The 19,781-nt window shown below is 31.3% G+C and carries 21 protein-coding genes; 15 read left to right on the top strand and 6 right to left on the bottom strand.

Annotated elements, in window-relative coordinates:
• Window positions 1-2: 2 nt before the first annotated feature.
• From KLA_RS03320 to KLA_RS03280, 9 genes are all read left to right on the top strand, one after another.
• On the top strand, window positions 3-248 hold the full coding sequence (locus KLA_RS03320) for a MoaD/ThiS family protein (RefSeq protein ID WP_013622361.1): 246 nt from the start codon (window positions 3-5) through the stop codon (window positions 246-248).
• Between the two features lie 25 nt (window positions 249-273).
• Window positions 274-1,257 (top strand): GTP 3',8-cyclase MoaA, encoded by a 984-nt coding sequence (gene moaA, locus KLA_RS03315; protein ID WP_051456029.1) that lies wholly within the window; start codon window positions 274-276, stop codon window positions 1,255-1,257.
• Window positions 1,258-1,290: 33 nt separating this feature from the next.
• A complete protein-coding gene (locus KLA_RS03310) occupies window positions 1,291-1,893 on the top strand; it encodes an NTP transferase domain-containing protein (protein ID WP_013622363.1) in 603 nt (200 codons plus the stop codon).
• A 9-nt stretch (window positions 1,894-1,902) separates the two neighbouring features.
• Complete coding sequence (locus KLA_RS03305) at window positions 1,903-2,967, top strand: HesA/MoeB/ThiF family protein (protein WP_034643806.1); 1,065 nt, start codon at window positions 1,903-1,905, stop codon at window positions 2,965-2,967.
• On the top strand, window positions 2,968-4,167 hold the full coding sequence (locus KLA_RS03300; protein WP_034643803.1) for a molybdopterin molybdotransferase MoeA: 1,200 nt from the start codon (window positions 2,968-2,970) through the stop codon (window positions 4,165-4,167). It abuts the gene before it with no gap.
• A gap of 1 nt (window position 4,168) precedes the next feature.
• Complete coding sequence (locus tag KLA_RS03295; RefSeq protein ID WP_034643801.1) at window positions 4,169-5,179, top strand: XdhC family protein; 1,011 nt, start codon at window positions 4,169-4,171, stop codon at window positions 5,177-5,179.
• A 9-nt stretch (window positions 5,180-5,188) separates the two neighbouring features.
• Window positions 5,189-5,773, top strand: a complete 585-nt coding sequence (locus KLA_RS03290; protein ID WP_013622367.1) for an NTP transferase domain-containing protein — start codon at window positions 5,189-5,191, stop codon at window positions 5,771-5,773.
• A 116-nt stretch (window positions 5,774-5,889) separates the two neighbouring features.
• A complete protein-coding gene (locus tag KLA_RS03285; RefSeq protein ID WP_034643796.1) occupies window positions 5,890-6,378 on the top strand; it encodes an RNA polymerase sigma factor in 489 nt (162 codons plus the stop codon).
• A 2-nt stretch (window positions 6,379-6,380) separates the two neighbouring features.
• On the top strand, window positions 6,381-6,977 hold the full coding sequence (locus tag KLA_RS03280) for a hypothetical protein (protein WP_034643793.1): 597 nt from the start codon (window positions 6,381-6,383) through the stop codon (window positions 6,975-6,977).
• A gap of 69 nt (window positions 6,978-7,046) precedes the next feature.
• Here KLA_RS03280 and KLA_RS03275 read toward each other — a convergent pair whose 3' ends face one another.
• Complete coding sequence (locus KLA_RS03275) at window positions 7,047-7,310, bottom strand: hypothetical protein (RefSeq protein WP_034643790.1); 264 nt, start codon at window positions 7,308-7,310, stop codon at window positions 7,047-7,049.
• A 161-nt stretch (window positions 7,311-7,471) separates the two neighbouring features.
• Here KLA_RS03275 and KLA_RS03270 point away from each other — a divergent pair, with 161 nt between their 5' ends.
• The 3 genes from KLA_RS03270 to KLA_RS03260 all read left to right on the top strand — a co-directional run bounded on the left by KLA_RS03270 (window position 7,472) and on the right by KLA_RS03260 (window position 10,229).
• On the top strand, window positions 7,472-8,044 hold the full coding sequence (locus KLA_RS03270) for a uracil-DNA glycosylase family protein (RefSeq protein ID WP_034643788.1): 573 nt from the start codon (window positions 7,472-7,474) through the stop codon (window positions 8,042-8,044).
• Between the two features lie 258 nt (window positions 8,045-8,302).
• The gene (locus KLA_RS03265) at window positions 8,303-8,752 is read left to right on the top strand and encodes a cold-shock protein (protein WP_013622372.1); all 450 of its coding nucleotides are present in this window, start codon (window positions 8,303-8,305) and stop codon (window positions 8,750-8,752) included.
• Window positions 8,753-8,876: 124 nt separating this feature from the next.
• Window positions 8,877-10,229 (top strand): DEAD/DEAH box helicase, encoded by a 1,353-nt coding sequence (locus KLA_RS03260; protein WP_034643783.1) that lies wholly within the window; start codon window positions 8,877-8,879, stop codon window positions 10,227-10,229.
• A gap of 3 nt (window positions 10,230-10,232) precedes the next feature.
• Here the strand turns inward: KLA_RS03260 and KLA_RS03255 are convergent, their stop codons facing one another.
• A complete protein-coding gene (locus KLA_RS03255) occupies window positions 10,233-10,829 on the bottom strand; it encodes an ACP phosphodiesterase (RefSeq protein ID WP_034643780.1) in 597 nt (198 codons plus the stop codon).
• Between the two features lie 95 nt (window positions 10,830-10,924).
• On the opposite strand from KLA_RS03255, the gene glmM reads away from it, so the two are divergent.
• On the top strand, window positions 10,925-12,313 hold the full coding sequence (gene glmM, locus KLA_RS03250) for a phosphoglucosamine mutase (protein WP_034643776.1): 1,389 nt from the start codon (window positions 10,925-10,927) through the stop codon (window positions 12,311-12,313).
• 55 nt (window positions 12,314-12,368) lie between these two features.
• Here the strand turns inward: glmM and KLA_RS03245 are convergent, their stop codons facing one another.
• Entirely contained in the window at window positions 12,369-13,256 is an 888-nt protein-coding gene (locus KLA_RS03245) for a lysophospholipid acyltransferase family protein (protein WP_034643771.1), read from the bottom strand.
• Between the two features lie 58 nt (window positions 13,257-13,314).
• On the opposite strand from KLA_RS03245, the gene KLA_RS03240 reads away from it, so the two are divergent.
• Complete coding sequence (locus tag KLA_RS03240; protein WP_034643769.1) at window positions 13,315-13,962, top strand: rhomboid family intramembrane serine protease; 648 nt, start codon at window positions 13,315-13,317, stop codon at window positions 13,960-13,962.
• 72 nt (window positions 13,963-14,034) lie between these two features.
• Here KLA_RS03240 and KLA_RS03235 read toward each other — a convergent pair whose 3' ends face one another.
• Together KLA_RS03235 and KLA_RS03230 are read right to left on the bottom strand one after the other, a co-directional pair.
• Complete coding sequence (locus tag KLA_RS03235; RefSeq protein WP_034643766.1) at window positions 14,035-15,144, bottom strand: TlpA disulfide reductase family protein; 1,110 nt, start codon at window positions 15,142-15,144, stop codon at window positions 14,035-14,037.
• Window positions 15,145-15,250: 106 nt separating this feature from the next.
• Window positions 15,251-15,766 (bottom strand): hypothetical protein, encoded by a 516-nt coding sequence (locus KLA_RS03230; RefSeq protein ID WP_034643763.1) that lies wholly within the window; start codon window positions 15,764-15,766, stop codon window positions 15,251-15,253.
• A gap of 90 nt (window positions 15,767-15,856) precedes the next feature.
• Here KLA_RS03230 and KLA_RS03225 point away from each other — a divergent pair, with 90 nt between their 5' ends.
• Window positions 15,857-18,763 carry an FAD-binding and (Fe-S)-binding domain-containing protein gene (locus KLA_RS03225; protein ID WP_034643761.1) on the top strand — a complete coding sequence of 969 codons (2,907 nt, stop codon included), beginning with the start codon at window positions 15,857-15,859 and terminating at the stop codon, window positions 18,761-18,763.
• A gap of 20 nt (window positions 18,764-18,783) precedes the next feature.
• Here KLA_RS03225 and KLA_RS03220 read toward each other — a convergent pair whose 3' ends face one another.
• Window positions 18,784-19,650: a UDP-2,3-diacylglucosamine diphosphatase gene (locus KLA_RS03220; RefSeq protein WP_013622382.1), complete on the bottom strand. Its 867-nt coding sequence runs from the start codon at window positions 19,648-19,650 to the stop codon at window positions 18,784-18,786.
• Window positions 19,651-19,781: the final 131 nt, after the last annotated feature.

The following is a 19,781-nucleotide window of genomic DNA, read 5'->3' as shown; positions in this document are numbered from 1 at the left end:
ATATGAAAATTTTACTATTTGGAATAACCAAAGATATTATAGGTTCTAGTGTGTTAGACGTTACTAACTTTACAACCAATACACAAAAAACAGTAGGTGATTTACATACCTACTTACAGGAAAAATATCCAGATTTAAGAAAACTGTCGTCATTAGCAATTGCTGTTAATAATGCTTATGCAGAACACAATAGCATATTAAATGATACAGATGAGGTTGCTTTAATACCACCAGTAAGTGGCGGATAATAGTTATACAAACGAAAGGAGAATAATGCTGATAGACAATCATAATAGAAAAATAAATTATTTACGCTTAGCTGTTACAGATCGATGCAATTTGCGTTGCAATTATTGTATGCCGTCTGAGGGAATTAACTTTGCCAAAAATAATAAGCTTTTTACCATTGAAGAGTTGGTAAAACTTAGTGAAATTGTTGTGCCTCAGGGAATAGATAAAATAAGAATTACTGGTGGCGAGCCTTTTGTACGCAAAGACCTTATGGTTTTACTACGTAAACTAGCTGTTTTAAATGGTTTAAATGATATCTCTATAACCACCAATGCAACATTAATTGGCCCGTATATTAGTGAGTTAAAACAATTAGGTATTACCAATATAAATGTAAGCTTAGACGCTATAAATAAAGAAACCTTTAATAAAATTACACGTAGAGATACGTATGACACGGTTTACAGCAATTTAATTAAATTAATTTCTGAAGGTTTTAATGTACGTATTAATTTTATTGTTTTAGACGGACAAAATACAGAGGATATAATTTCTATTTTAGAACTAATGAAGCATTACAACGTTTCTATTAGGTTTTTAGAAGAAATGCCATTTAATGGAGGTTCTAAGGAGTTTTCAACCATAAAATGGGATTACAAAAGTATATTTAATCATATTAAAACTGCTTTTCCTAAAATTGAAAAATTAGAGTCTCCTGCTACATCAACTTCTATCAATTATAAAATTAAAGGCCATAAAAGTACTTTTGGTTTAATACCGTCTTTTAGTAGAACATTTTGTGGGTCTTGTAACAGGTTGCGTATTTCTGCCACCGGAGATGTAATTACGTGTCTATATGCCAAACCAAGCAATAATTTAAGAGCTATTTTAAGAGAAGGAAATTCTGATGAAGCTGTAAAACAACAAATTTTAAAAGCAGTAGGCAGTAGAGCAAAAACAGGATTTGAAGCTCAAAAAAAATACGATGGTATTTTTAGCAATTCAATGACATCTATTGGCGGATAATTGCCTGCATAAACAATCTAAAACTTTTTTATTTTGAATAAAACGGAACTATACGGACTAGTATTAGCTGGTGGTAAAAGCACTAGAATGGGAACAGACAAAGGTGCAATTACCTACCATAATATTCCGCAAAGAGAATATTTATACAATTTACTAGCACAACTATGTAGTAAAACGTATTACAGTATTAGAGAAGATCAAAAAAAAGAATTTTCTAATACTACAAATGTTATTGTAGATGAAAATAAATTTAAAGGACCGTACAATGGTTTGTTAAGTGCATATAATACCAACTCTAATGTAGCTTGGTTGATTGTAGCTTGTGATTTACCTTTGCTAGACTTAACTGCTCTACAGCAACTAATAAAAGAAAGAGATAACACTAAACTGGCAACTGCTTTTGCTACTAAAGAAAGTAAATTACCAGAACCTTTATGTGCAATTTGGGAACCAGAGGCTTTGCAAAAATCTGAAGCGTATTTAAATGCAGGTAATGGTAGTTGTCCGCGTAAATTTTTAATTAATTCAGATTGTAAACTTGTGTATCCAGAACAAGATAAAGTATTGCTTAATGCAAACTCTAAAGAAGAATATGATGTTGCATTGCAAAAAATAGAAGAACAACTTGCTAAATAATTATTATCTATGAATATGAGGTACATTAGACAAACTGTTTTAAAGGAGTTTGGTGATGCTGCACAAGAAAAACTAGCTAAAGCAAAGGTTCTAGTTGTTGGTGTAGGCGGTTTAGGCATTCCTGTTTTACAATATTTAAACGCAATGGGTGTTGGTACTTTGGGTTTGGTAGAAGCAGATACTGTAGATATTACCAATTTACAACGTCAGGTATTGTATACAGAAGCTGAGGTTGGAGCATCTAAGTTAGCAACAGCTATAGAAAAATTAAAAGCTCAAAATAGCAATACATTATTTAAACAGTACAATACATTTTTAGCAAAGGATAATGTTTTAGATATAGTTTCTGGTTTTGATGTGGTTGTAGATGCTTCGGATAATTTTGCTACTAGATATTTAGTTAACGATGCTTGCATTATTTTAAACAAACCTTTTGTTTCTGGAGCAATACAGGGTTTTGAAGGTCAGCTAAGCGTTTTTAATTATAAAGGCGGACCAACATACCGTTGTTTGTTTCCTAATATGCCTTCTGCTCATGAAATACCTAATTGTAATGAAAACGGAGTGCTTGGTGTAGTGCCTGGTATAATTGGTAATTTACAAGCTTTAGAAACTGTAAAGTTACTAACAGGAGTAGGAGAGGTGTTGTCTGGAGAATTATTATTATTCAATGGTTTGCATCAAACTTATAATAAAATAAAATTTGCAGCTGTAAATAAGAATTTAAAACGTACTGAACTGGAAGATTCTTATGGTGATAATGGTTGTGCTACAGGAGCATCAATCACAATTAAAGAATTTAAAGAGTTAGTTGATAATAATACCAATTTTCAATTGATAGATGTGCGTACTATTAATGAGTACAATGTTTATCATATACCAAACTCTATACATATACCACTTGCAGAGTTAGATTTTCATCTATCCAAAATAAAAAATAATACCACAACATATGTTATTTGTCAGTCAGGTAAACGTAGCAAAATAGCGCAAAACCAACTAGCAGAAAAAACTATAAGTGTAGTAAATGTAGAAGGTGGTATAAATGCTTTTAAAAGCATAGAAATAGTGTAAATGATAACATTTAAAGAAGCATATAATAGCGTATTGCAACACACGGTAGATTACGGTACAGAACAAGTACTGTTAAAAGATGCTGTAGGTAGAGTTTTATCTGTAGATATTAAGGCTGACAGGGATTTTCCGCCATTTAACAGAGCAACAAAAGATGGTATAGCATTGTCTTTCTCTGCAATAAATGATGGTCAAAGTTTATTTAAAATTGAAGCGGTAATACCAGCAGGTAACCCTACAATAGAACTTAAGGATAAAACGGCATGTGTAGAGATTATGACAGGCGCAGTTGTACCCAAAAGTACAGATGTAGTGGTAATGTATGAAGATGTTGTAATACATAATGGTTTTGCAAAATTACAAAAACAGCCAGTTAAAGGTCAAAATATACATATAAAGGGTAGTGATGAGCTTAAGGGTGCCACTGTATTACGTAAAAATACACTAATTACTGCAGCAGAAATTGGTGTGCTTTCTGCTGTTGGCGCAGCTAAGGTATGGGTTAAAAAGTTACCTAAAATTACAACAATTGCTACAGGTAATGAGTTGGTAGAGGTTGCAGAAGTTCCGTTACCGCACCAAATACGTAAATCTAACATAAACTCTTTATATGCGGCTTTGCTAAATGAACACATACTTGCGCAAACGTTACATTTACAAGATAGTAAGGAGGCTATAAAAGATGCTTTAGAGGTAGCTTTGAAAACTAATGATGTATTGTTGCTGAGTGGCGGAGTTAGTAAGGGTAAATTTGATTTTTTACCAATAGCATTAGAAGAATTAGGCGTAGAAAAAGTTTTTCATAAAGTATTACAAAGACCAGGAAAACCATTTTGGTTTGGGGTTCACAAAGCAACTAATACAGTAATTTTTTCGTTCCCAGGTAACCCAGCATCTACTTTTGCCAACTACCATATTTATTTTAAACCTTGGTTAAATAAAAGCTTAGGTTTAACGGTTTCTAATAATTATGTTATTTTAAACGAAGAACTTGATAATAAAGGTAGTTTAACCTTATTTTTACGTGTTAAAGTTACTTTTACTAACGGTAAACTACTTGCAAACAGAATTATAGAAAACGGTTCTGGTGATTTAACCAGTTTGGCAAATTGCGATGGCTTTATTTGTATAGCCCCAAACAAAAACAGTTATAACAAAGGAACTTTGGTACCTTTTATACAAACAAGGAGATTATTGTAAAATGACGCATGAACTTAAAAAAATTGTAACGGCTTATACTAAAGCTAAACAGCAAAATATAAAAACTGTTTTAGCAACTGTTGTTGCCCTAAATGGCTCATCATACAGGCGTCCGGGAGTACGTATGCTTATATTAGAGAACGGAGAAACCGTTGGTGCTGTTAGCGGTGGTTGTGTAGAAAAAGAAGTAGTAAGGCAAGCTGCAACTGTTTTTACAACTGGTGTAGCTAAGGTAATGACATATGATGGTAGATATAGATTAGGTTGTGAAGGTATTTTATATGTTTTGCTAGAGTCTTTTACACCAAACACAGTTTTTTGTGATACGTTTTGGAAAGTAGTAGCAGATAGAGATGATTTTAGTATTACATCATATTTTGAGCAAAAAGATGCTGAAAATGGTAGTTTTGGATCTGTTTTTAGTTTTTTTAATAAAAAATATGCAGTTTATGATAAGTTTCAACTTAATAAAGAACTACCTGCTTTTACTCAAAATTTAAAGCCTTGTTTTAAATTAATGATTATTGGAGCAGAACATGATGCTGTACAATTAACATCTTATGCTGCCTTAACGGGTTGGGAAGTTACCGTTTGTGTTATTCCTAAAGAAGAGAAACAATTATCAGATTTTCCTGGAGCAGAGAGTATACAAGTTGCAGTGCCAGAGCTACTAGAGGTTTCTAAAATAGATAACCAAACCGCAGTTGTTTTAATGACGCATAGTTATGTAAAAGATCTACAGTATTTATTGGCATTAAAAAAAGCACAGCCAATATACATAGGTTTATTAGGGCCAACAACCAGAAGAGAAAAATTATTAAATGAGTTTATAGAACATTATCCAGAGGTAAATGATGCTTTTTTAGATGTAATTCACGGTCCGGCTGGTTTACACATAGGAGCAGAAACACCACAAGAAATTTCTATAGCAATAGTAGCAGAAATATTAACAGTAATAAGAAAAACAAAACCTATACGATTAAAAGATAAAATTGGAAAAATACACAACTAAACTATAACAATGAAAATAGCTAATATTATTTTAGCTGCGGGTTCATCAACTAGAATGCAACAAACTAAACAAGTATTACCTTATAAGGATACAACACTTTTGGGTAATGCAGTACAACAAGCAGAGGGCACAGCTCTGTTAGATGTTTATGTAGTTCTAGGTGCAAACGCAGCCGAAATTAAAACACAAATTAACGTAAAAGAAGAACAAGTTTTTATCAACCTAAATTGGAAGAAAGGGCTTGGGAGTTCTATTGCTCACGGAATTGTAGAATTACAAAAACTAGACGAAGAGTACAGTGCTGTTTTAATATCATTGGCAGATCAGCCATTAATAGACAGTGCATACCTTACTAAAATGGTAAGTCTGTTTTCTACATCGGTTAGTACCATTGTTGCAACAAACTATGGAGAAAGAGTAGGTGTACCTGCTATTTTTGATTCTCAATACTATGCAGAATTAAGAGAATTAAATGAAGATTTTGGAGCTAAAGAGATTCTTATAAAACACGCAAGTGAAATTGTAATGGTAGAACCTAATGGTAAAGAAATTGATGTAGATACACAACAAGATTACAACAGTATTGCACATTAAAATTGTCTGTAATCTTTAGCAAATAAACAACCTCTAAATTTTTAGAGGTTTTTTTATGCTTAAAAGTGTGATTTTTTTAAGGTAACTTATACTAATATTATAAATTAAAGTTGCTTATGAGCAAGGAAGAAAAATTTGTAGAGCTTATACAAAACAACCAAGGATTAATATTTAAGGTTACCACTGTATACACTAATAATAAAGCAGATCAGCAAGATCTTTATCAAGATATTGTATACCAACTCTGGAAGTCTTTTGATAGTTTTAATAACCAATCTAAAATAAGTACTTGGTTGTACAGAGTAGCTTTAAATACTGCATTAACAAAAATTAAAAAGCACACTAAAAAACCTAAGAGCGTGCCTATAGAGAAAGTAATTGTGCAACAAGCAGAAGATTATAACCCTATTTATGAAGAGCAATTAAAACTTGTTTATGCCCAAATACAGCAGCTAAATGTATTAGAAAAGGCCCTTATGTTATTGCTGTTAGAAGGAAAAAAATATGAAGAGATAGCAGAAATTGTTGGTATTACCACTAGTAATGTTGGAACCAAAATTTCAAGAATAAAACAAAAATTAAAGAATAACATTTTAAAGCAATAATTATGAATATTGATGAAATGCAAGCTGTTTGGCAACAAATGGATAAAGATTTAAAAAAACAGAAAAAAATAACCAATACATTAGTTATGAAAATGACACAAGAGCGTTATAAAAACAAGTTTGGAAAATTAGCAACTTATGAAACTTTAGGAGCTTTAGTTTGCTTTGTAGCTGCTATTGTAATAGTTTTTAATTTTGGTAAATTAAACACGTGGTATTTGGCTTTGTGTGGTGTACTTTTAACGGTTTACTTTGTAGCATTACCAGCTTTAGTTTTAAAATATTTGTATGCTATTAAAGCTATAAATATTGATGTTGCTAGCTATGCAGTAACGTTAAAAAAATATCTAAAGGCAAAAAATAAGCTGCTATTAGTACAACAATTAGGTATTTACTTAAATTTTGTAGCATTGTTATTAGTTATTCCTGTTTTTTCTAAACTATATAAAAACAAAGATGTTTTTATAACTCCAAATACAACTTGGTTTTGGTTAGTTCCTGTATTAGTAGTATTACTATTAGTTGTGTCTAAATGGGGATACAATTGTTATGTAAAAATAACCAGTTCTGCAGAAAACTTACTTAAAGAACTAGAGTAACTAGCATAGCATCAAAATAAAAAAAGCAGCCATAATTAGGCTGCTTTTATTTTTTTTAAAATATAGTGTTTATAAATGAAATAATCCTCCTTTAGGAATTGCATGAAAGCCAGTTGGTTTTACTGCGTTTTCAACTTTTTCAATTTCAACTATTTCTGTAGTATGTATTGTAATTTCAGCAGGAAAAACGTCAGTATTTACTAATACATCTTTAATACCATTAACCGTAAGTATTGCTTCTACAACTTTAGCAACTTCTACTTGTTCTTTTGCGTTTGTGGTAAATACTTTACCGTGGTTACCAGGTATTACATTATCAGAAAGTAAACTCATTATATATGTTTTTAAGGGTGTGTATAATCAAAATATTTACAAAATTAAATATTATTACCTGCAACCTCTAATTTAATAACCTAAAAAAAGTATAATTGTTTAAAGTTTTACGTCTAAACTTATACTATACATGGTTTTAATTTTTAAATTGGTTGTGTAATATGCAAGAGTTATTGTCAGAAATAAAAAAGTGTACTGTTTGCAGTGCTAAATTGGCTTTAGGGCCACGGCCAATAGTTAGTGCCTCTGCAAAAAGCAAAATTGTTATTGTTGGTCAGGCTCCAGGTAGCATAGTGCATAACACCGGTATTCCTTGGAACGATAAAAGTGGAGAAAACTTAAGAAACTGGATGGGAATATCTACAGAAGATTTTTATAATACAGATAAAGTAGCTATTATTCCTATGGGCTTTTGTTACCCAGGCAAAGGCAAATCAGGAGATTTACCACCAACAAAAGAATGTGCTCCTTTATGGCATAAGCAAATTTTAAATGGTATTAAAAATGTACGTTTAACACTTTTAATTGGTGCTTATGCACAGTCTTACTATTTAGGAAATAAAGCAGAAAAAACACTTACACAAACGGTTAAAAATTACCACACATATTTGCCAAATTATATGGTGCTACCACATCCGTCTCCAAGAAATAATATATGGCAAGCAAAAAATAAATGGTTTGTTACAGATGTGTTACCAGAGCTTAAAATACAAGTAAAAGAAATATTAAAATAAAGCTTAAAAGTTTTAAAACCATTAATTATCAAAAAATTAACTTTGAAAAAACAGCTTAATACTAATTTATATTTTAAATTTTGTATATTTGTAGCCTAAAAGAAAGTTTAAATACACAAACACGTGGTTCCTATAAATCCTGACTCTAGATCTTTTTAGACAGGTTCTTAAGCAAAAGTCGCCCATCTACGTATTTACTCCATTCCTTTTTAAAGAGCTATACAGGCTAAGTACAATTCTAAAAAATAGTTAATTTTAATGGCGAGATCGCAACAGACATTCGGTAAAAAAGAAAAAGAAAAAAAACGTTTAAAAAAACGTGAAGAAAAAGCAAAGCGTAAAATAGAAAGAAAAGCAAACTCTAAAGGTGGAGAGTTTGAAGATATGATTGCGTACGTTGATGAAAATGGACACCTTACCGATACGCCTCCAGATCCAACTAAAAAAGTTAAAGTTGACGCAGAAAGTATTGTTATAGGTATTCCTAAGAAAGAAGAAATGGAAGAAGAAGATCCAGTAAGAAACGGTAAAGTTTCTTTCTTTGACACTTCTAAAGGTTTCGGCTTTATTATTGACGCAGAAAATAACGAAAAGTATTTTGTACACGTTAGTGGTTTAATAGATGAAATATCTGAAAATGATAAAGTAAGCTACGAACTAGAAAGAGGTATGAAAGGTATGAATGCCGTTCGTGTAAAAAGAATATAGTACAATACCAACATATTGTATACAAAACGGTCATATTTAGTATGACCGTTTTTTTTAAATCTAATTTTGTAGTCATAACTATACGACTAGAAAATAACTTGTAACTTTGTCCAAAATATTATAAATGGAATCTTTCTCTGACTTTAATCTTAAAAAACAATTGCATTATGCAATTGACGACTTAGGGTTTACAACTCCAACACCTATACAAAAAGAAGCTTTCCCGGTAGTTATGTCTGGTAAAGATATGATAGGTATTGCACAAACAGGTACAGGGAAAACCTTTGCTTATATGTTGCCAATTTTACAAGATTTGGCTTTTTCTAAGCAAAAAAATCCAAGAGTATTAATTTTAGTGCCAACAAGAGAATTGGTTTTGCAAGTTGTAGAACAAATAAACAGTTTTACTAAGTACATTAATGTACGCGTAATGGGCGTTTATGGTGGTACAAATATGAACACGCAAGCACAAGCAGTATCTCAAGGATCAGATATTATTGTAGCAACACCTGGCCGTTTATATGATCTTGTTTTGGCAAGAGCTTTGCAATTAAAATCTATAAAAAAATTAGTTATAGATGAAGTAGATGTAATGCTAGATTTAGGTTTTCGTTTTCAGATAACTAATATTTTTGAATTGCTACCAACTCGTAGGCAAAACATTATGTTTTCTGCTACAATGACAGATGATGTAGAAACACTAATAAACGATTTTTTTATAAATCCCGAAAAAGTATCTATTGCCGTAAGTGGTACTCCGTTAGATAATATATCGCAAACTTGTTATGCTGTACCTAACTTTTATACCAAAGCAAATTTATTGGTACACTTGTTAAAAGACAAAGAAACCTATAAAAAAGTATTAGTTTTTGTTGCCAATAAGCGTTTTGCAGATCGTTTATTTAATTCTTTAGAAGAAATTTTTTCTGATGAATTATGTGTAATTCACTCTAATAAAACTCAAAATTACAGAATACGTTCTATAAACCAGTTTGATGAAGGTATTAATAGAATATTGGTAACCACAGACGTTATGGCACGTGGTTTAGATTTAGATAAAATATCTCACGTAATTAATTTTGATACGCCTACTTTTCCTGAAAACTATATGCACCGTATTGGTAGAACAGGTAGAGCAGAGGAAGAAGGAAATTCTATTTTGTTTTATACAGAAAAGGAAGAGCAGTATAAAGATGCTATTGAGGAGTTAATGGATTATAAAATACCAACTATTACTATACCAGAAAGTGTAGAAATTTCTAAAGAATTAATACCAGAAGAGCGACCAAAAATTTTAGAGCACCACAATCCTATTAATCTTAATGCAGAAGAAAGAGGTGCTAGCTTTCATGAAAAGAAAGAGAAAAATAAAAAAGTAAATAAAGGTGGTTCTTATAAGTTTGAAATTGCCAGAAAATATAAGAAACCAAAAACAAGAGGAGATAAAAACTATAATAAACGTAATAAGAAGAAATAGTGTTTATTCTTCTTCAAGTAAAGACGTATATTTTTGTTTTGCAAAGGTGGTTAGTTCTTCAAAAAAAGAAGTAAATTCATCTTCAAACTCATTGTAATGTTCTTTTAAATCTACAATGGCAAAATTCATTTTAGATCTGTTTTTTGTACGTCTATTCATTCCGTCTAAAACCTTAGAAATACCCGTTAAGCTTGCATAACTAAGTATCCAATTATCAGCAATCATATAAGGCATCATACGCTTTGTGTTTTCTGGTAGTATAAGATAATTGTCTTCTAAAAGATCATAAAATTTTTCTACAAATTCATCCAAAGGAGTATCAGAGTAATTCTTCCAATTTTTAGCTAAAAAGTGGTCATAAAAAATGTCTACAATTACACCGCTATAATGTCCGTAATTTTCGTGTAATTTTTTAGTGCTTTTACGTACCGTTTTGTGCGCGTCTGTAAAAGTATCTATATGCCTGTGTAAGGTAATTCCCTTTTGTATTTTTTTAGGTAAGTGTTTGTACTTGTTTCCCCTAATGCTATCTGCTATAAAGTTCCCTATAGTAATTTCATCATCTTCAAAAGAAAGGTAAATGTGTGCAAGAAAATTCATAAGTCGATATTAGCATTCTTAAAATCGAATTTACAAATTCAAAACATAAGAATTGCTTTTGTACATGTATATTTGTAAAAACTTTTATAATATATATGACACTAATCAAATCTATTTCGGGAATACGAGGAACAATAGGGGGTAAGCCTTCAGAAAATTTAACACCATTAGATGCAGTAAAATTTGCTGCTGCTTATGGTATTTGGTTAAAGGAGTATGCTAAAAAAGATAAATTAAAAGTAGTTATTGGCCGTGATGCTAGGTTGTCTGGAGAAATGATTCAGAATTTAGTTGTATCTACCTTGGTAGGCTTAGGTATAGATGTAGTAGATTTAGATTTGTCTACTACACCAACTGTAGAAATTGCAGTGCCTTTAGAGAAGGCAGATGGTGGTATTATATTAACGGCTAGCCACAACCCAAAGCAATGGAATGCTTTAAAGCTTTTAAATGAAAAAGGAGAATTTTTAAATGCAGAACAAGGGGCTAAAATTTTAGCAATAGCAGAAAAAGAAGATTTTACTTTTGCAGATGTAGATGATTTAGGATCTATCTTAAAAAATGACTCTTACATAGATATACATATTGATGAAGTTTTAAACTTATCATTGGTAGATAAAGAGGTAATTAAAGCAGCTAAATTTAAAGTAGTTGTAGATGGTGTAAACTCTACCGGTGGTATTGCAATACCAAAATTGTTAGAAGAATTAGGAGTAGAAGTTGTAAAATTATATTGTGATCCTACAGGTCATTTTCCTCATAACCCAGAACCATTAAAAGAGCATTTAGCAGATATATGTGAATTGGTAGTTAAAGAAAAGGCAGATTTTGGTATTGTAGTAGACCCAGATGTAGACCGTTTAGCTTTTATTAGCAATGATGGTGAAATGTTTGGAGAAGAGTATACTTTAGTTGCTTGTGCAGATTACGTATTGGGTAAAACTAAAGGTAATACTGTATCTAACTTATCTTCTTCTAGAGCACTTAGAGATATTACAGAAAAACACGGTGGCACGTATGAAGCTGCTGCAGTTGGAGAAGTAAATGTAGTTACTAAAATGAAGGCTAATAACGCAGTTATTGGAGGTGAAGGTAATGGAGGTATAATTTACCCAGAAAGTCATTATGGTAGAGATTCTTTAGTTGGTACAGCTTTATTTTTAATGCTTATGGCAGAAAAGGGTGGTACTGTTGCAGAATTAAGAGCTAGTTACCCAAGCTATTTTATGAGCAAAAAGAAAATACAATTAACACCAGGTTTAGATGTTGATGGTATTTTGGTTGCTATGGCAGATAAATATAAGAATGAAGATATATCTACAATAGATGGTGTAAAGATAGATTTTGCAGAAAATTGGGTACACTTGCGTAAGTCTAACACAGAGCCAATTATTAGAATATATACAGAAGACAAAAGTCAGGCTGAAGCAGATAAGCTTGCAGACCGTATAATTGCAGAAATTAAAGAAGTAGCAGGTTTGTAATATACAGGCTGTGTTAAAACAAAAAACTCATTGCTTTTAAAGGCAATGAGTTTTTTTATTTGTCAAATTTAGGTTTTTTACCCGCATGTTTCCAACGTTTGTGCGTCCATAAATAATACTCAGGTTTTTCTTTAATTTGCTCTTCAGTAAGTCTTAAAAACTCTTCAGTAATGTAATCTTTTTCGGTTTCTTTGCCAGCTAAAGTTATAGGTATAAATTCAACTTTATAATATCCTCTTTTTACTTTAGACACTTTTGCATACACTACTGCTAAATCTAGTTTTCTAGCTAAAGTTTCTGCTCCGTTGTGTATAGGCACGTTTAACCCCATAAAATTGCTCCAGTGTTGGGCTCTAGAGTACTGGGGAGATTGGTCGCTTACCATACCGTATATAGCTTTTACTCCCCGTTTTTCGTTTCTAATAACAGTTTTTACGGTATCTTTTTGTGTAATGGGAGTAGTGTTCCAGCGTGCTCTTAAGTTTCTTATCCATTTATCAAAATACTTATTAGCAATTTTTTGATATACAGCATAGCCTTCAGTATCTATAAGGTTATTAATACTTACCATCCATTCCCAATTGGCATAATGGGCACAAACTAATAAAATACTTTTATTTTTTTCAATGGCTTTAAGTTTGTCTATATCAACAACATTAAACCTTTTTTTTACTTTAGCTTTAGACAAGCTCATTGTTTTTACCATTTCCATAAACATATCACACATATGTTTATAAAATTTTATTCTAATGGTTTTTAGTTCCTCATCTGACTTATCAGGAAATGTAAGTTTTAAATTGTCTAAAACTACTTTTTTACGGTAACCAAATACACGAAATACAAAAAAGTACATAATATTAGAAACCCCATAAAATAAAGTATGTGGTAATATAGAAACAACCCAAAGTATAGGATAAACTAAAATAAAAACTAGTAACTGCATTAAGAATAAAATTATGCAAATATAACTATATTTGACGCTAAACTACAGCAGTTAAAACATGAAATTACACCCAGTTACAATAGTCATAATAGCTTTAAATATAATTTTTACCTTAAAAGGGTTAAAAGACACTTCTTTTTTTGAACGCTACAAGTTTAGTATTGGAGGTATAAAAGCAGGACAAAAAGAAAGAATGTTTACTTCTGGCTTTTTGCACGTAGATATATCGCACATATTTTTTAACATGTTTACGCTTTATTTTTTTGCTAATGTAGTTATAGCATATATGGGACCTTTATACTTTGTGCTTATGTATGTAATAAGTTTATTAGCAGGCAGTTTGTTGGCTTTGTTTTTTCATAAAAATGAGCCTTATTATAGTGCAGTAGGGGCAAGTGGTGCTGTAACAGGTATTTTATATGCAGCAATTTTATTAGAGCCTAATATGCGTTTGGGTATTATGTTTATACCAATACCAATGCCAGCATATGTTTTTGGTATAGGGTATTTATTGTACTCTATTTATGGGATGAAAAAGAGAATTGGTAATATTGGGCATACAGCGCATTTTGGTGGAGCTATAGGAGGTTATGTAACAACCTTATTTTTTATGCCTAATTTAATTTTTACAGATACATTAGTAGTTGTATTAATGGCTATACCTATAATAGTTTTATTTGTTTTAGATAAAATGGGAAAAATATAACCTTGTAATAGTATAAAAAATTAAAAAGGCCGAAACTAAAACTAGTTTCGGCCTTTTTTTATAGTATTAATACTATTGTAGTAATTCTGCTATTTTCTTTTCTAAGTCGTCTCCTCTTAGGTTTTTAGCAATAATAACACCTTTTTCATCTAAAATAAAAGTAGAAGGTATAGATGTAACATTGTATAATTTAGCAATTTCTTGTACGTCTTTTTCATTGTATACGTGACTCCAAGGTAAGCCATCTTCTTCAATAGCTTTTTTCCATTCAGTTGCATTTTTATCTAAAGAAACACCAACAATATTTAATCCTTTATCATGGTATTTGTTATATACATTTACAACATTAGGATTCTCTTTTCTACAAGGTACACACCAAGCCGCCCAAAAATCTACTATTGTTACTTTGCCTAAAGCATCTTTTAATGCTAAAGGTTCTCCGTTTAAGTTGGGAGCTGTAAATTCTGGTGCTTTTGCGCCAATAGAAGTTGCTTTGTTTTTATTTATCATTTCTAAGATAGCCGTAACTGCAGCTGTATTTTTAACCTCTTCAGATAAATTATTAACAAGTTCGCTAATTTCATCTTCTGTTAAAATTCTGTTTTGAAACAATCTGTTAATTACCATTCCAGATATTACAGCATTAGGGTTTTCTTTAACAAAGTTAACTTCAAACTCTTTTCCTTCTTCTTGTATTTCCTTTATTTCATCTTGTAAAGCTTTTACAGTAGCTGTATCCTGAGCCATAGCAGCTTTTTGATAATCTTTTTGTATAGATTGTACTTTTTCTCCTATTTTTTTAGACCCTTCAATAAAATCTGTAAACATATCGTTTTGTGGTGTACCAGATATAATAACGTTTCTTAAGCTATCTTTATGAGCACTCATTTCAATAGTTCCTTGTTCAGGAAAAAACATCATATTACCTCTTACTTTGTCAATAAATACATAGTAAGGATCTAATGTAGTAGGTATAGGCGTATTAAATACAAACTTGCCATCTTTTACAGTAACAGTATCTATTTCTTTAACAGAATTGTTTTCTCCTGCTGTTTTTAAAAACACTTGTGTACCATCTGCAACATCTCCTCTAAGGTTTCCGTTAAGTACAACTGAATCTGTTTTTTCTCCACAAGACACTGCTAATACAGCAATAGTAAGCGTAACTAGTAATTTTTTCATTATAAGTTTTTATTTTTATGTGTTACAAATGTAGGTAAACTAAAAGTGATAAAAAAAGCCCTTAACATTTTGCATGGTAAGGGCTTGTTTATCTTTATTTTAACTATTAAAACTTGTATCGTAGACCAAGTGCAATATCAAAGTCAAAATTATCACTAAAATGCTCGTAGCCTGTTAAGCCAATTTCTGGTCTAATATCTAAAGAGACTAGTAATGGAAAGTCAAAATTATACTCTATACCTACATCACCAGCAGCAAAAATAAACAAACCACCATCTGGTTTTTGAACGTTTGAAGGATTGCTTGGATCTGCAATAGGCTCAAAATCTACACTACCAAAACCTGCACCTGCACCATAGTACCAGTTAAAGCCATTGTCTATAGCAAATACCCATTGGTGTATACCAGAAACTTTAAAGGCATCAAAGTTTTTGCTATCTCTCCAACCTAAATTGGCTTCTAAACGTGTATATCTTGTTAAACTTTTTTGGTATGACAATTCTGCTCCAAATCCTTTGCTATCTCCTAGTCTTAAACCTGCTGTATGCTCTGCAATATCTTGAGCACTTAGAGTGGCTGTTATCAAAAAAACAAAAAACGGAATTACTTTTAAGATTTTCATAATACTATATAATTTTGATGTAAAAATATGATGTTTAAATTACTTTTAAGTGAATAAAAACTTATTTTAGTTCCCAAAAATTATACCAAATTGAATACCGAACTACTTAACTCACTAGAACAGAATTTAGAAGGAGATTTATTTGTAGATAAACTTTCTACTACTTTATATGCTACTGATGCATCTGTATATAGAAAAATTCCGTTAGCTGTTGCTTTACCAGAAACAACAGAAGACATAAAAACACTTATACGTTTTGCATCAGAAAATAATATAGGTTTAATACCAAGAACAGCTGGTACATCTTTAGCAGGGCAATGTGTTGGTGACGGTATTGTGGTAGATGTGTCTAAACACTTTACTAAAATAATTAGTGTAGATAAAGATAAAAGGCAAGTTACTGTACAACCTGGAGTTATAAGAGATGAATTAAATCTTTTTTTAGAGCCTTATGGTTTGTTTTTTGGTCCTAATACCTCTACATCTAATAGATGTATGATTGGTGGTATGGTTGGTAATAACTCATCAGGAACTACGTCTATACAATACGGTATTACTAGAGAAAAAACAGTATCGCTAAAAGCAATTTTAGCAGATGGCTCCGAAGCAAATTTTGGAAACTTAACTACAGAAGAGTTTCATGAAAAAAGACAGCTAGACACCTTAGAGGGAAAAATTTATAATTCAATTTTTGATGAATTAAGTATAAAAGAGACACAGCAAGAAATTATTACACAGTTTCCAAAACCATCTATTCACCGAAGAAATACAGGCTATGCAGTAGATGAACTATTGCATAATAGCGTTTTTGGTAATGAGGGTAGTTTTAATATGTGTAAGCTATTAAGTGGTAGTGAAGGTACTTTGGCTTTTACAACAGAAATTACATTAAGTCTAGATCCAATTCCGCCAAAATATGCGGCAATGGTTGTTACGCATTACACCTCTCTAGAAGATTGTTTAGCAGATGTTGTACCAGTTATGGAGCACCAATTGCATTTGTGTGAAATGATGGATAAAGTTATTTTAGACTGTACTAAAAACAATAGAGCACAGCTAGCAAATAGGTTTTTTGTAGAAGGTGACCCGGCAGCATTATTAATGCTAGAGTTAAAGGCAGAGACTAAGGCAGATTTAAATTATTTAATAGATAGTTTATTAAAGACAATTAAAAAATCTGGATTAAGTTATGCTAACCCAATATTATTTGGTGATGATATTAAAAAAGCTGTAGAATTGCGTAAAGCTGGTTTAGGACTTTTAGGTAATATGGTGGGGGATAAAAAAGCTGTTGCTTGTATAGAAGACACCGCTGTAGCCATAGAAGATTTAAAAGAATTTATTGGTGAGTTTTCTACAATAATGAAAGGTCATAACCAAAGCGCTGTATATTATGCGCATGCAGGAGCAGGAGAATTACATTTACGTCCTATTTTAAATTTAAAAAAGGGAGAAGATGTTAAGCTGTTTAGAGCAATTACTACAGATGTAGCTAATTTAACAAAAAAATATAACGGTTCTTTTAGTGGTGAGCACGGAGATGGTATTGTGCGTGCCGAGTTTATACCACTAATGATTGGTGAAAAAAATTACCAGTTGCTACGCAGAATAAAATCTTACTTTGATCCTAAAGGAATTTTTAACCCAGGTAAAATAGTAGACTCTTACCCAATGGATGAGTCGTTTAGGTATAAAGTAGACCGTAAAGAACCAGAGATAGAAACATTGTTAGATTTTTCTGAGAGCGAAGGCATACTTAAAGCTGCAGAAAAATGTAACGGTAGTGGCGATTGCAGAAAAACAGAAAAAGCATCTGGAGCAATGTGTCCTAGCTACCACGTTACACGTAACGAAAAAGATACAACCAGAGGTAGGGCAAATACTTTAAGAGAAATGCTTACCAACACAGACCAAGCCAATAAGTTTAATCAAAAAGAACTTAAAGAGGTTTTTGATCTTTGTTTAAGTTGTAAAGCTTGTTCTAGTGAGTGCCCTAGTAATGTAGATGTAGCAACTTTAAAGGCAGAGTTTAGCTACCAATACCAAGAAGCAAACGGTTATTCTTTTAGAAATAAATTGTTTGCCTATAATACTAAATACAACGCCTTGGGTAGTAAAATACCAAAAGTCACCAATTTTATGTTTAATTCTTCACTTTTTGGAGGTATAATTAAAAATATTAGCGGTGTAGCTCCAGAGCGTAGTTTACCTAATGTTTATAAATTTAATTTTGATAAGTATTTAGGTCAAATAGACACATCTGTTAAAAAAAGCCTAGGTAGTGTTGTTTTGTATATAGATGAGTTTACTAAATATTTAGATGTTAATTTAGGTATAGATGCCATACAAGTACTTACAAAACTGGGGTATAATGTAGAGTTGTTTTATGCAGAAAGCGGAAGAACATTTATTTCTAAAGGATTTTTAAAAGAAGCTAAAGAACTAGCTTTAAAAAACGTAGTACGTTTAAAAGAATATACAGATAAAGGTTTGGTTATTGTTGGTTTAGAGCCATCTGCAATTTTAACCTTTAGAGATGAGTATAAAAAATTGGTAAGCGATAAAGACTTGGTAAATACTTTAGCTAAAAATTCATTTATTATTGAAGAGTTTTTGGCATCAGAAATAGAAAAAGGGAAAATTTCCAAAAATCAGTTTACTAAAGAGGCCAAAACAGTAAAAATACATAGCCATTGTCATCAAAAATCATTAAGCAACCAAAAAGTTACTTTTGATGTGTTAAACATTATAGAAAACTACAAAGTATCTATAATTAGCTCTGGTTGTTGTGGTATGGCTGGTTCTTTTGGTTACGAAAAAGAACATTATAGCACAAGTATGGCTGTTGGTAATTTAAAATTATTTCCTGCAGTTAATAATAGTGATAAAGATGTTATTATTTCTGCAAACGGAACAAGTTGTAGACATCAAATATATGATGGCACAAAGCGTAAGGCTTTGCACCCTATAACAATTATAAAAGAAGCACTTGTATAAGTTATAAGTGCTTCAATTTATTATTCTGTGGCATTACCTTCAGTCTTGTCTTTTTTTGTACTGGTGTTAGTGCTGGTAATAGAATTGATAAGTTGTTGCATATCCATATTTTTTATTTCTTCATCAGCAAAAAAAGGGGATAGTTTATCATGGTTGTATTGGTAAAGTTTCCAACGTTTAAAGGAATATTCTAAAGCCGTTAAATTTTCTACCCAATCACCAGAGTTTAAATATACACATCTACCGTGTTTATTTTCTTTAAGTTCTTTTTTGGGTTGGTGTATATGTCCGCAAGCAACATAATCATACCCTTTTTCTATAGCTAAATTAATAGCAGTTTCTTCAAAATTACTAATGTACTTTACAGCACCTTTTACACTGTTTTTTATACGTTTAGATAAAGAGTATTTTTCTTTCCCCATTTTGGTTAACCCCCAATTTAGAGCTCTATTTATAAGTATTAACAAGTCATACCCTTTGCCACCTAATTTAGCTAACCATTTAGCATTGGTTATAGATGCATCAAAAACATCACCATGAAAAAACCAAGCTTTTTTTCCGTCTAAATCTAAAACTAGCTTATCTACAATTTGTACATTACCCATAATGGTGCCACTAAACTTACGTAACATTTCATCATGGTTACCAGTTATGTAATATACCTGTACGCCTTTAGAGGCCATACCAATAATTTTTTTTAAAACCTTCATATGTGAAGATGGAAAGTAACGTTTGCTAAATTGCCAAACATCTACAATATCACCATTTAAAATTAAAATTTTGGGGTCAATACTATTTAAATAAATTAGTATTTCATCTGCATGGCAACCGTATGTGCCTAAGTGAACATCAGAAATTACAGCAACATCAATTTTTCTTTTCTTCATCTTTACTAGTTTATACAAACTAACTATTTCTATATGAACTAAATATAAACAACTAATGAAAATTTTGTGATGATTGTGTTAAGTACATATTAAGACATATCTAAATTTTATATTCTGATGCTTATAAATTA

The organism is Cellulophaga geojensis KL-A (assembly GCF_000568425.1).
GTDB lineage: Bacteria > Bacteroidota > Bacteroidia > Flavobacteriales > Flavobacteriaceae > Cellulophaga > Cellulophaga lytica.
Note: the sequence above shows the minus strand (reverse complement) of the source record. Positions and strands in the feature narration are given on the sequence as shown.